The following is a 12,916-nucleotide window of genomic DNA, read 5'->3' as shown; positions in this document are numbered from 1 at the left end:
ACATGACGACGATTGCCGATTTCACCGTCACCACCAACCGCGGGCAGGCGCTCGACCTCAAGGACAAGCTCGGCACGGTGCTGCTGGTGGTCAACACCGCCAGCAAGTGCGGCTTCACTCCGCAGTATGACGGACTTGAGAAGCTCTATCAGGATTACAAGGACAAGGGCTTTGAAGTGCTGGGTTTTCCCTGCAACCAGTTCGGCGCGCAGGAACCCGGCAATGCCGACGAGATCGAGCAGTTCTGCAAGATCAACTTTGGCGTCACCTTCCCGCTGATGGCCAAGATCGACGTCAACGGCGCCAATGCCTCGCCGCTCTATGACTGGATGAAAAAGGAAGCCAAGGGCCTGATGGGCTCGACCTCGATCAAGTGGAACTTCACCAAGTTCCTGATCGACCGGCAGGGCAATGTCGTGAAGCGCTACGGCCCGACCGACAAGCCCGAGGCGATCGCCAAGGACATCGAAGCGCTGCTCTGATTTATCCCCGCCCTGTGGAGAATTAGACGGGGCGAGCGCTTCCGGAATCGGCGCAAATTCCTACACTATGCGCCATGCCGTTCGCCCCGTTCGTCCCTCTGCGCGTGCTGTCGTCCTATTCGATGCTCGAAGGGGCGATCGATCCGAAGGATATTGCCAAGCTCGCCAAGGAACGCGGCTTTCCCGCGATCGCCATCTGCGACCGCAACGGGCTTTACGGGATCATGGCCTTTGCCGCTGCGTGCAAGAGCGAGGGCGTGCAGCCCATCATCGGCGCCTTGCTGGGGGTCGCACGGGGTGACGAGGCGCGGACGGTCGATTACCTGCCGCTCTTCGCGCAGGACGATACGGGCTATAACAACCTGTGCCATCTGGTCTCCTCGGCGCACCTTGATCGCCCGCTGGAGCTTGATCCGCACGTCACGCTGGGCGCGCTTGAAGGCCGCACCGATGGGCTGATTGCGCTGACCGGTGCGGGCGAGGGCGGGCTGACCCGCCTGCTGGCGGAAGGCCAGCACGATGCCGCGGCGCGGCTGGCTGACCGGCTGGAGATGCTGTTCCCTGGGCGGCTTTACGTCGAACTCGCCCGCCACGGCGATCCGGTCTGCGCGCGTGCGGACGAGGCGTTGGTCGATCTCGCCTATGCCCGCGATCTCCCGCTGGTGGCGACCAACCCTGCCAACTTCGCCGAACCGCATATGCACAAGGCGCATGACGCCATGCTGTGCATCGCCCATTCGACCCAGATCGAGGCCGATGATCGCCCGCGCTCGAACCCGCAGGCCTTCGTCAAATCGGCGAGCATGATGGACGAGGCCTTCGCCGATCTGCCCGAAGCGACCGCCAATACCCTCGTCATCGCTCAGCGCTGCGCCTTTGCGCCGCCCTATCGCAAGCCGATCCTGCCGAGCCTTGCAGGTGACCTGGCGGGCGAAGCGCGGATGCTGGCGGAGGATTCGCGCAAAGGTCTGGAAGAACGCCTCGCCGCCTATCCCGATCTCACCGAGGAAGAGCGCAAGGTCTACTTTGACCGCCTCGAATTCGAGATCGACGTGATCGTGAAGATGGGCTTCCCCGGCTACTTCCTGATCGTGGCCGACTTCATCAAGTGGGCCAAGGATCAGGGTATTCCGGTGGGGCCGGGGCGTGGTTCGGGTGCGGGCTCCGCGGTGGCCTGGGCGCTCACCATCACCGATCTCGATCCGATCCGGCTTGGGCTGCTGTTCGAACGCTTCCTCAACCCCGAACGCGTGTCGATGCCCGACTTCGATATCGACTTCTGCGAAACGCGGCGCGGCGAGGTGATCCGCTACGTGCAGCGCAAATACGGCAGCGATCACGTCGCGCAGATCATCACCTTCGGCAAGCTCAAGGCGCGTGCGGTGCTGCGCGATTGCGGACGCATTTTGCAGATGAGCTACGGGCAGGTGGATCGCCTGTGCAAGATGGTGCCCAACCACCCGACCGACCCGTGGCCGCTGCCCCGCGCGCTCAACGGGGCGGCGGATTTCCGGCGTGAATACGACAATGATGGCGAGGTGAAGCGCCTCGTCGACCTGGCGATGCAGCTCGAAGGCCTGCCGCGCAATTCCTCCACCCACGCGGCGGGTGTGGTGATCGGCGATCGCCCGCTGGCGCAGCTTGTGCCGCTCTACCGCGATCCGCGCTCGGACATGCCGGTGACGCAGTTCGACATGAAGTATGTCGAAAGCTCGGGTCTGGTGAAGTTCGACTTCCTCGGCCTCAAGACCCTCTCGGTGCTGCGCAAGGCGGTCGATCTGCTCGAACAGCGCGGCATCACGATCGATCTGGGCGCGCTGGCGCTCGATGATCCGGCGGTCTACAGCCTGATGCAGGCGGGTAACACCGTGGGCGTGTTCCAGCTGGAATCGGAAGGGATGCGGCGCACGCTGAAGGCGGTGAAGCCGACCAATTTCGGCGACATCATCGCGCTCGTCTCGCTCTACCGCCCCGGCCCGATGGACAACATCCCGCTGTTCGGCCAGCGCAAGGCGGGCGTGGTGCCGATCGAATACCCGCACGAAAAGCTCGAAGGCATCCTGTCGGAAACCTACGGCATCTTCGTCTATCAGGAACAGGTGATGCAGGCCGCGCAGGTGCTTGCCGGGTATTCGCTCGGCGATGCAGACCTCTTGCGCCGCGCGATGGGCAAGAAGGTGCAGGCCGAGATGGACGCCCAGCGCGGCCGCTTCGTCGAAGGCTGCAAGGCGGTCTCGGACATCGATGCCAAGCGCGCGAACGAGCTGTTCGACTTGATCGACAAGTTCGCCGGCTATGGCTTCAACAAATCGCACGCTGCCGCCTACGCGCTGCTCGCTTACCAGACCGCGTGGCTCAAGGCGCATTATCCGGAAGAATTCTACGCCGCTTCAATGTGCTTCGACATGCACCAGTCGGAAAAGCTCAGCGTCTTCGTCGATGATGCGCGGCGTTATCCGAACGGCAACGGGGGCGTCGAGGTGCTGGCGCCCGATATCAACGCCAGCCACGCCGAGTTCACTGTCGAGCAGACCGACACGGGCTATGCGGTGCGCTATGCGCTGGCAGGCATCCGCAATGTCGGCGAGAAGGCGATGGACGCGATCGTCGCAGAGCGGGCGGCGGGCGGGCCCTTCGCCAGCCTTAAGGATCTGTTCGAGCGGCTGCCGCAGGGCACGATGAACCGCCGCCAGCTGGAAGGACTGATCTGTGCGGGCGCGCTTGATGCGCTCGAGCCGGACCGCGGCCTGCTTTACGCCAATGCCGATATGCTGATGGCGGTGGCGGATGCGGCGATGCGCGAAAGATCGAGCGGGCAGGCGGGCCTGTTCGGCGGCGACGATGCGGCGGTCGACGATCTGCGTCTGCAACCGGCCGAGCCGTGGAGCCGCACCGAGCGTATGGCGAAGGAGCGCGAGAACTTCGGCTTCTACTTCTCCGCCCACCCGGTGCAGCAATATCGCGATGTCGCCTCGGCCAATGGCGCGCGCACCTATCAGAGCCTGATGGAAGCTGGCGCGCCTCCCGGCGGGCGCGGATCGGCACAGATGGCGGCGCTGGTCGAAGGCATCACCAAGGCGCGCACCCGCAAGGGCGGCACCTTCGTACGGGCGGACTTCTCCGATTCCTCGGGCCAGTTCTCGGCTGCTTGCTTCGAGGAAGCGCTGGTGCCGCAGTTCGAGCGCTGGGCGCAGGACGGCGAATGCCTGCTGCTGACAGTCGAGCTCGACGCGCCCAACCCCGACGAGCCGCCTCGCCTCACCGTGCGCGGCGCGCGTCCGCTGGCAGCGGTGAGCGGCGCGACCGCAATGCAACTCAGCGCCGATATCACTTCGGTCGAGGCCTTGCGCGAACTCCAGATCGAGCTTGGGACGGCTCGGGGCGATCGTCCGACCGGCACTGGCGAGGTGATCGTCCGACTTGCGCTGGCTGACGGTGGGCAGGCACGGATGCGCCTTGGCAGCAGCTTCGTGCTCAATGGCGAACTGGCCGAGCGGCTGGCGGCGGTCGAGGGGATCGCCAATGTTTCGCTGGTGCCGCTCAAGAAGCGCGCCAACCTGCGTCTCGTCGCCTGACAAGGCACCGCTGCGACCGCATCCGAAACCTGCTCGCGGGCGATTGCCAAGCGGCAAGGGCGAAGGCATGAAGTGCGCTTGATACATCATCACGCGCGCGGGCGGGGACCTGCGCGCGACAATTGCAGGAGAGAGACAGCAATGGCCGGAAACAGGCTCGGGGCAATGCAGGACTGGACGATGCGAGTGACCGCCGTGATCGATCACGCCGCGCGCGAAGCGCCGGAGCGCGAGATCGTCAGCCGCTGGGCCGATGGCAGCGAGACCCGCACCAACTGGGCCGGGATCCGCCGCGATGCCCTCAAGATGGCGCAAGCACTGAAGGCGCTCGGTCTCAAGCCGGGTGACAAGGTCGCGAGCCTGGCGATGAACCACTCCCGTCACCTCGTCAGCTGGTATGGCGTCGCAGGGATGGGCGGGGTGCTGCACACCGTGAACCCGCGCCTGTTCGACGACCAGCTCGAGTATATCGTCAACCACGCCGAAGACCGGGTGCTGTGCTACGATGCGGCCTTCCAGCCGATCGTTGACCGGATGCGCGATCGCTGGCCGACGGTCGAGCATTACATCTGCTACGACAGCGGCGCGCATTCGCCCGCGTTCGAGGACTGGATCGGCGCGCAGGACGGCGATTTCGAGTGGGTAATGGGGCCGGAAACCGACCCTTGCATGATCTGCTACACCTCCGGCACCACCGGCAATCCCAAGGGCGTGCAATACGAACACCGCTCGACCGTGCTCCACGCGCTCGCGGGGCTGCAACCGGCGGCGTTCAATTTCTCGAGCTCCTCGGTCATGCTCCCGGTTGTGCCGATGTTCCACGCGGCGAGCTGGGGCTTGCCCTATGCGGGCGCGATGGCGGGGATCAAGTTCGTGTTCTCGGCGGTCAATGATCCGGCCGTGCTGCACGATCTGATGCTGCGCGAGGGTGTGACCGATTCAGCCGGCGTGCCGACCGTGTGGCTCGCCCACTTCCAGTATTGCGATGCGAACGGGCTCGATCTCCCTCCGCTGAAGGCCGCGACCATCGGCGGTTCGGCCTGCCCGCGCTTCATGATCGAGCGGCTGCTCAGGAACGGCACCCGCGTCCAGCACGCCTGGGGCATGACCGAAACTTCACCGATCGGCACCGTCGGCGGGCCGACCTGGGATTGGGACCAGCTCACCCTCGAGGAAAAGGTCGAGAAGACCGCGATGCAGGGCCGCCCGATTTTCGGTGTGCAGCTGCGCACCGTTGATCTCGACGACATGACCACCGAACTGCCGCGCGACGGGAAGACTTCGGGCGCGCTCCAGATTCGCGGGCCGTGGGTGATCCGCCGCTACTTCAAGGCGGAGAAGGACGCGACCAACAATGATGGCTGGTTCGACACCGGTGACGTCGGCATCCTCCACCCGGATGGCACGTTGCAGCTGACCGACCGCACCAAGGACGTGATCAAGTCGGGCGGCGAGTGGATCAGCTCGGTCGAACTCGAAAACGCCGCCTGCGGGCATCCGGCGGTGGCCGAAGCCGCCTGCATCGGCATCTACCACCCCAAGTGGGACGAACGCCCTGTTTTGTTCGTCGTGAAGAAGGCAGGCGCCGAGGTGAGCGGCGAGGACATCATCGAGCACCTGAAACCGCTGATCGCCAAGTGGTGGCTGCCCGATGCGGTCGAGTTCGTCGATGACATCCCGCACACTGCGACGGGCAAGATCAGCAAGAAGGACCTGCGCGACCGGTTTGCGGACTACAAGCTTGGCTGATTGCGTCATCCGGCCTGCGGCTGTCTCGGACGCGCAGGCCGTTTGCGATATCTATGCCTGGCACGTTGCCAACGGCACGGCGACCTTCGACATGGAAGCTCCCGGCGCGTCGGCTTGGGAAGCCAAGATCACCGACTTCGCCGCGCGCGGGCACCCCTTTCTGGTCGCCGAGCGTAACGGCGGGGTGGTTGCCTATGCCTACGCCGCCCGCTTCCGCGACCGCGCCGCCTATGCCCATACCTGCGAGGACAGCATCTATGTGTCGCACGCGGCTCGCGGTGGCGGGATCGGGACGGCGTTGCTGAGCGCGCTGATCGAGGCCGCGCGCGCGAGCGGATTTGAACAGATGATCGCGGTGGTGGGCGGGGGCGAGCCCGCCTCGGTCGCGCTCCATGCCAAGTGCGGCTTTGTCCATGCCGGGCGGATGCGCAATGTCGGGCGCAAATTCGGGCGCTTGCTCGATACCGTGTATATGCAACGCGACCTCAGGGAGGAGGAACCCCAGCAATGACCTGCGAGACCTATATCGATCCCTCGCCCGCGAACTTCCAGGCCTTCAAGGACCTGCCGCGTGATAGGCCGATCAACATGCTCAACCTGCTGCTCTACCGCGACGTGGCGGAGTATCCCGAAGGCCACGAACACGCGGGCAAGGGCTGGAGCGGGCGGCGGGCCTATGAGGAATATGGTGCAACCAGCGGCCCAATCTTCCGGCGGCTCGGCGGCCAGATCATCTGGCGCGGGCAGTTTGAAACCGTGGTCACCGGCCCCGAGGGTGAGCGCTGGCACGATGCTTTCATCGCGCAATATCCCAACGCGGGCGCCTTCTTTGCGATGATCAAGGACCCGGATTACCAACTCGCCGTGGTCAACCGCACCGCCGCGCTGGTCGATAGCCGCCTGGTGCGCTTCGCTCCGGGTGAAGCGGGGGAGGGGTTCGGGTAAGAGGCCACCTTTCGTCGCCCCGGACTTGATCCGGGGTCCCGGCTCGGGGGCCGGGATGACGGTGTGAGTTCTCAGAGCAACCGCAACTGCCCGCCCACCTCGGGCGCCCGGAAGCGCGAGCAATCCAGTTCGAAGCGCGCTTTCCCGATCCCCGCCTTCCTGCACGCCACCCGGAAGCGCGCGCGGATCAGGTCGGCCCATACGCCTTGCGGGTTGAAGCGGCTGTGGAAGTTGGGGTCGTTGTCGCGGCCCCCTCGCATCTCCCGCACGATCCCCATCACCTTGCTGGCGCGCTCGGGGTAGTGAACGCCAAGCCATTCGCGGAACAGCGGCGCGACTTCGTGGGGCAAGCGCAATGGGATCCAGTTGGCGCTCTGCACGCCCAGCGCGCCGATGCGGGCGATGGTGGCTTCTATGAATTCATCTGTGATTGCCGGGATGATCGGCGAAAGCGAGCAATGCACCGGCACGCCCAGTTCGACCAGTTCTCCCAGTGCTACCAGCCGTTTGGCAGGGGCAGCGCAGCGCGGCTCCAACTTGGCGGAGAGCACCGGATCGAGCGTGGTGACCGAGATCGAGACCGCCACCAGCTTCTCGCGCGCCAGTTCCGTCAGCAGATCGGCATCCATCAGCACGCGATCGGACTTGGTGGTGATGGTGACGGGGTGGCGCGTTTCGAGGCAGACTTCGAGGATCTGGCGGGTGATCCGGTAGTTGCGCTCGATCGGCTGATAGGGGTCGGTATTGGTGCCCATTGCGATCGGCTTTGGCGAATAACCCTTTTTCGCCAGTGTCTTGCGGAGGAGCATTGCCGCATCTGGCTTGGCGAACAGCTTTGTCTCGAAATCCAGTCCCGGCGAAAGATCGTGATAGGCGTGGGTAGGGCGCGCGAAGCAGTAGACGCAGCCGTGCTCGCACCCGCGATAGGCGTTGATCGAGCGGTCGAAGGGGACATCGGGGGACTGGTTGAAGGTGAGGATCGATTTGGGGAGTTCCTCGGTCACGGTGGTGCGCAGTTTGACCGGCGGGCCATCCAGCATCTGCACGTAATCACGCCAGTCGCCGTCGACCTCGCGGGTGGCGAGGCCGAAGCGGGTGGGGACAGCCCCCGATTGCGCGCCGCGTCCTTTGACAAAATGTTCCACGTGGAACATTTACGGAACAAACGCCCTTTTGCCAAGCTCTGCACAGAGGCAAGGAGGGGTCTAGAGTGGGTCTAAGGGGGGTCTAGAGGGGGTCTGGAAACACCAGTTGGCGCCCGCTCAAACTTCCTTCAGCCGCGGCATCAGTTCCACGAAGTTGCACGGCCGGTTGCGGCTATCGAGCTGCTCGGCGAGGATGCCGTCCCACCCGTCCTTCACCGCGCCGTTCGATCCGGGCAGGGCAAAGATATAGGTCCCCCGCGCCACCACCGCGCAGGCGCGCGATTGCACCGTGCTGGTGCCGATGGACTTGAAGCTGAGCCAGCGGAACAGCTCGCCAAAGCCGGGAATGTCGCGCGCGCCTGCGATCATCGAGAGCGCCTCGGGCGTCACGTCGCGGCCTGTGAGGCCGGTGCCGCCGGTGCTCACCACCGCATCAATCGCCGGATCATCGATCCACGCATCGAACTGCGCGGCGAGAAGCTTGGCATCGTCCTTCACGATCATCCGCGCGGCGAGATTGTGCCCAGCCGAAACCACCCGCTCGGCGAGGATATCGCCCGAGGTGTCGTTCTCCGCCGTGCGCGTGTCGGACACGGTCAGCACCGCGATATTGATCGGCTTGAAGGTGCGGGTTGCGTCAATCGCCATGTCGGGTTCCAGCCCTCAGGGTTCGAGAAAGGCGGAGCGGAAGGTGTTGCCTGCGCGTGGGAATTCCGGCCAGCGACCCTGCGCCAGCGCACGGCGGCTGGGCGAGGGCAGGCCCGCTGCGCGTTCATACATCCAGTAGTTCCGCATCACGATTGCGACATAGCCGCGCGTTTCCCAATAGGGGATCGATTCCATCCACAGCAGCGGATCGTTCTGGTCGTTGATCTCGAGGTTCCAGCGCGCGACCGGCGTGAGGCCCGCGTTATAGGCGGCCATGATCTTGGGCAGCAGCCCGCCGGTCGCCGGCGCATCGCGCAGCATTTCGAGATTGCGCTGGCCGAAGGCGAGATTGACCGCCGGATCATCGAGATTGACCTGCGGTGCGCTCATGTTGAGCGTCGGCGCGTGCTGGCGCACGGTGATCGGGGTGATCTGCATTAGACCGCGCGCATTGGCCGGGCTGACTGCGGTGGCGCGGAAGTTCGATTCTTGCAGCGCATGGGCAAAGGCCAGTGCGGGATCGACCTGCCAGCCATCAACCGGCTGCCAGCGTGCGACGGGGAAGCGGAGCGACGGATCGCTGCGGGTGCCGTAGGGCGCGTTGTGCGCCATGAACAATTGCGTGGCGGGAAGACCAAGCTCGCGCGCCAGCCGCGCAAGCGCATCATATTGCCGCGAAGGGCCGATCTGCGCTTCGTGGCGGAGCACTTCATCGGCGAGCGCGGGGCGCCCGATCTCGGTCAGCGCAACAGCGATGCGGACATTGTTGCGGCGCGCCAGCTGGTCCCAATCGGCGCGGCTGAAAGCGCGCGGCGGGGCGTGGGCGGGCAGCTCGATCCCGAGCTGGTCGGCGGCGAGCATCCCGTAGAGCGTTTCGTCCATCTGCGCGGCGGCGGCGAGGTGCTGCTCGGCCTCGCCCGGCTGGCGACAACGCACGGCGGCGCGGTGGGCCCAGTAATGCGCAGCGGCCGCGAGTTCGACATTGTTCGCGCGCGCGGCGGTGCGGGCAAAGGCATCGCCTGCGGCGGCGCACTGGCCCAGCCGCCACGCGGCAAGCCCTTCGGTCCACGATCCTTCGGCGACCCATTCGCCCGTGCCTTCGGCAACGGTGCGGGCGAGATCGAGCGCGGCGGCATCGTTGTTCTCGATGTAATAGCTCCACGCCACGCGCTGGCGCCATTCGGCGCGCGCATCGCTGGAGAGCAGCAGATCCGCCTCGGTCAGGAGGCGCTGGGCTTCGGCGGGATTGTCGGCCTTGATCGCTTCAAGGATCAGGGTGGCGGTTTCGGCCGGCATGGTGCCATCGCTGACAGGGCGCGGAAGGATGCGCTTGGGCGCATAGGGCTGGCGGGCAAAGCCCTGCGGCTGGGGCAGCGCGGGCAGCTCGGTCACCCCGCGTTTGGCGCCCATGCGGGCGATCTGGTCGGCCTGCGGCAGTTCGGTGCCCGCGTTGAACCAGGCGGTGATCTGTTCGGGAGAGACCTTGGGGCTGTTGGCGTGGGTGTAATATTCGGCGCGCGCGATCGGGGTCAGCAGCCCGTCGTTGCGTTCGACCAGCAGCGCTTCGACCACGCTCCATTCCTCGGCGTCGATCGCGGCGAAGAGCTTGCGGTAATGCTCGCGCTCGTCCTGAGCGAGCATAGGGGTGACCACATCGGATGCCGCAGCGCCGCCGTTCCAGCGCGCGACCAGCGAACCGGCCGATTGCGCCTGCTCCGCCTGCGCCGCGACCGGCAGTGCCAGCCCTGTCAACGCGCCCGTCAACGCAAGGGCGGCCAGTGCGGCACGCGATTGCATGTTCAAGCGGCTGACCATTCTATCCATCTCTTCCAGAACCGGGTCTTGAGCGGCGGCATATCCAGCATTGCGTCGAGCGCTTCGCTGACCATCACCGGAGTGTTTGCGCCGTTATAGTTAATTCCCCGTAAAGGAGTTTCGTCCGGCGGGGCAAGCGGGGCGAGCATAGGCTCGAGCGGAATGCCGAGGAGCAGCAGGCGCTGCGGCTGTGCCAGCGTGATGTGCAGCGCGGTCACCGCATCCATCCCGCCCGCCGCCAGCGCCGGAAGATCGGCCATCGGCGTGTGCGCGGGGAGCGCCGAGGCGATGTAGACTTCGCTTTCATCCAGCCCCATGGCGGCAAGGATGTTGGCGAGGAGGCGACCCTGCGGCCCGGAAAGCAGGATGCCGGTGTCGTTCATCTCGGGTTGGGGTACCAACACCATAAGCTTCGCGCCCCGCGGCCCGCGCGGGAGTACCCTTGGAAAACTGCGGGATTGCGCAAGATCGAGGGTCTCGATCCACCAGCCGTGGAACGCATCCAGATTAGCGGGGGGCGATTCGCCCAGCCAGTCGCGGCGCATGAGCGTAGCCGGTTCGGCAGTGTCGGGTAGGAGGGGAGCGGCGCTGCCGGCAACAATATCGCAGGGGACCAGCACTGCGGTGCTGCCTGCAGCGCGCTCGGCTGGGCTGCCCTGCGACTCAACTTTGCGTGGCTTTGACAACCACGCCGTAGCGTCATCCACAAAGTCGCAATCCACCCCCGCCGCACGCCACCAGGCGAGCGCCGCCTCGAATTCGCGGGCCAAGGATGGTTCTGCTGCGGTCATGCCAATTAAGGCAGGTCTTGACTGTCCGAATCCCAGTTAGCAAGTGCATCAGAACAGCAATTCGCCGGAATGTGCGGCGAGCGCGTCCAAACCGTGTCGAGGATCAGGAAAGCCCCATGAGCGAACGTGAATCAATGCCCTGCGATGTCGTCATTGTCGGCGGCGGGGTGGCGGGTCTGGCCGCTGCGATCAAGCTCAAGCAGATCAATGCCGAACTTGAAGTGGTCGTTCTCGAAAAGGGCTCGGAAATCGGCGCGCATATCCTTTCGGGCGCGGTGGTCGATCCCAAGTCGCTCGACGAGCTGCTGCCGGAATGGCGCACGATGGGCTGCCCGATGGCGGAAACCCCCGTGACCGATAACTGGCACTGGGTGCTCTCCAAGACCGGCAAGACCTCGATGCCGCACGCGATCATGCCGCCGCTGATGAGCAACCACGGATGCTATACCGGCTCGCTCGGCAATCTGGCGCGCTGGCTGGCCGAACAGGCCGAAGGGCTGGGCGTGATGGTGTTCCCGGGCTTCCCCGCAGCCGAAGTGATGATCGACGAAAACGGCGCGGTGGCCGGCGTGATTACGCAGGACATGGGCATCGCCGCCGATGGCAGCCACAAGGGCGATTACCAGCCCGGGATGGAAATCCGCGCCAAGTACACCCTGTTTGCCGAGGGCGCGCGCGGGCACCTGACCAAGCAGATGAAGGCCAAGTACGACCTAGAGGCGAACTGCCAGCCGCAGGTCTATGGCATCGGCATCAAGGAGCTGTGGGACATCGATCCCAAGAAGCACAAGCCGGGCCGGGTGATCCACACGCAGGGCTGGCCGCTGACCGAGAGCGACAGCTGGGGCGGGGGCTTCCTCTACCATCAGGCCAACGGGCAGGTGGCATTGGGCTTCGTGACCGCGCTCGATTACAAGAACCCCTGGGTCTCGCCCTATCAGGAATTCCAGCGCTGGAAGCAGCACCCGGCGATCCGCGAATACCTCGAAGGCGGCAAGCGCGTCAGCTACGGCGCGCGAGCGATCAACGAGGGCGGCTGGCAGTCGGTGCCCAAGCTCGCCTTCCCCGGCGGCGCGCTGATCGGCTGCGCGGCGGGCTTCGTCAACGTGCCGCGCATCAAGGGCAGCCACACCGCGATGAAGAGCGGGATGCTGGCGGCCGAGAGCATCGCGGCGGCGATTGCTGCCGGCAACGAAAAGACCGAACTTGCCGATTATGATGCTGCCGTGCGTTCGAGCTGGATCGCCAAGGAACTCCAGCTGGTGCAGAACGCCCAGCCGGCGGTTGCCAAGTATGGCGGGGATATCGGCACGGTGCTCGCGGGCGTCGACATGTGGATGCGCACGCTCAAGATCGGCCTGCCGATTTCGATGAAGCACAAGCCGGACTACACCTATACCGGCCGCGCCGATCTCTATCCCAAGATCGACTACCCCAAGCCCGATGGCGTGATCAGCTTCGACCGTTTGACGAACGTTGCCTACAGCTACACCAACCACGCCGAGGACCAGCCGGTCCACCTGCAGGTCGCCGACCTTGGCTTGCAGGCATCGAGCGAACTCGACGTCTTCGGCGGCCCCTCGTCACGCTATTGCCCGGCGGGGGTCTACGAATGGCTGACCGACGAGAAGACCGGCGCGCCCAAGCTCCAGATCAACTCGCAGAACTGCGTCCACTGCAAGACCTGCGACATCAAGGACCCCAACCAGAACATCAACTGGGTAACGCCGGAAGGCGGCGGCGGGCCGAACTATCCGAATATGTGA

General features: G+C 65.2%; 10 protein-coding genes. 6 read left to right on the top strand and 4 right to left on the bottom strand.

The features are described from left to right. Positions 1-2 precede the first annotated feature (2 nt). The 5 genes from BG023_RS10290 (at position 3) to BG023_RS10270 (ending at position 6,751) form a co-directional block, all read left to right on the top strand. Positions 3-482 carry a glutathione peroxidase gene (locus BG023_RS10290; protein ID WP_069310372.1) on the top strand — a complete coding sequence of 160 codons (480 nt, stop codon included), beginning with the start codon at positions 3-5 and terminating at the stop codon, positions 480-482. Between the two features lie 74 nt (positions 483-556). Continuing rightward, a complete protein-coding gene (dnaE, locus tag BG023_RS10285; protein ID WP_069310371.1) occupies positions 557-4,057 on the top strand; it encodes a DNA polymerase III subunit alpha in 3,501 nt (1,166 codons plus the stop codon). 141 nt (positions 4,058-4,198) lie between these two features. After that, the gene (locus BG023_RS10280; protein ID WP_069310370.1) at positions 4,199-5,806 is read left to right on the top strand and encodes a long-chain fatty acid--CoA ligase; all 1,608 of its coding nucleotides are present in this window, start codon (positions 4,199-4,201) and stop codon (positions 5,804-5,806) included. After that, on the top strand, positions 5,799-6,317 hold the full coding sequence (locus BG023_RS10275) for a GNAT family N-acetyltransferase (RefSeq protein ID WP_233992984.1): 519 nt from the start codon (positions 5,799-5,801) through the stop codon (positions 6,315-6,317). The genes BG023_RS10280 and BG023_RS10275 overlap by 8 nt, the downstream gene beginning before the upstream one ends. Next, on the top strand, positions 6,314-6,751 hold the full coding sequence (locus tag BG023_RS10270) for a DUF1330 domain-containing protein (RefSeq protein ID WP_069310368.1): 438 nt from the start codon (positions 6,314-6,316) through the stop codon (positions 6,749-6,751). The genes BG023_RS10275 and BG023_RS10270 overlap by 4 nt, the downstream gene beginning before the upstream one ends. 71 nt (positions 6,752-6,822) lie before the next feature. Here BG023_RS10270 and BG023_RS10265 read toward each other — a convergent pair whose 3' ends face one another. The 4 genes from BG023_RS10265 to BG023_RS10250 form a co-directional block, all read right to left on the bottom strand. Beyond that, on the bottom strand, positions 6,823-7,905 hold the full coding sequence (locus BG023_RS10265; protein WP_069310367.1) for a PA0069 family radical SAM protein: 1,083 nt from the start codon (positions 7,903-7,905) through the stop codon (positions 6,823-6,825). A 108-nt stretch (positions 7,906-8,013) separates the two neighbouring features. After that, the gene (gene moaB, locus BG023_RS10260; protein WP_069310366.1) at positions 8,014-8,544 is read right to left on the bottom strand and encodes a molybdenum cofactor biosynthesis protein B; all 531 of its coding nucleotides are present in this window, start codon (positions 8,542-8,544) and stop codon (positions 8,014-8,016) included. Positions 8,545-8,559: 15 nt separating this feature from the next. Next, a complete protein-coding gene (locus tag BG023_RS10255) occupies positions 8,560-10,341 on the bottom strand; it encodes a lytic transglycosylase domain-containing protein (RefSeq protein WP_083234649.1) in 1,782 nt (593 codons plus the stop codon). 2 nt (positions 10,342-10,343) lie between these two features. Beyond that, positions 10,344-11,129: a uracil-DNA glycosylase family protein gene (locus tag BG023_RS10250; RefSeq protein ID WP_190315752.1), complete on the bottom strand. Its 786-nt coding sequence runs from the start codon at positions 11,127-11,129 to the stop codon at positions 10,344-10,346. 137 nt (positions 11,130-11,266) lie between these two features. Between BG023_RS10250 and BG023_RS10245 the strand changes: the two genes are divergently transcribed. After that, on the top strand, positions 11,267-12,916 hold the full coding sequence (locus BG023_RS10245) for an electron transfer flavoprotein-ubiquinone oxidoreductase (RefSeq protein ID WP_069310364.1): 1,650 nt from the start codon (positions 11,267-11,269) through the stop codon (positions 12,914-12,916).

The organism is Porphyrobacter sp. LM 6, from assembly GCF_001720465.1.
In the GTDB taxonomy this organism is placed as follows: Bacteria; Pseudomonadota; Alphaproteobacteria; order Sphingomonadales; family Sphingomonadaceae; genus Erythrobacter.
This window is presented reverse-complemented; position numbering and strand designations above follow the sequence as displayed.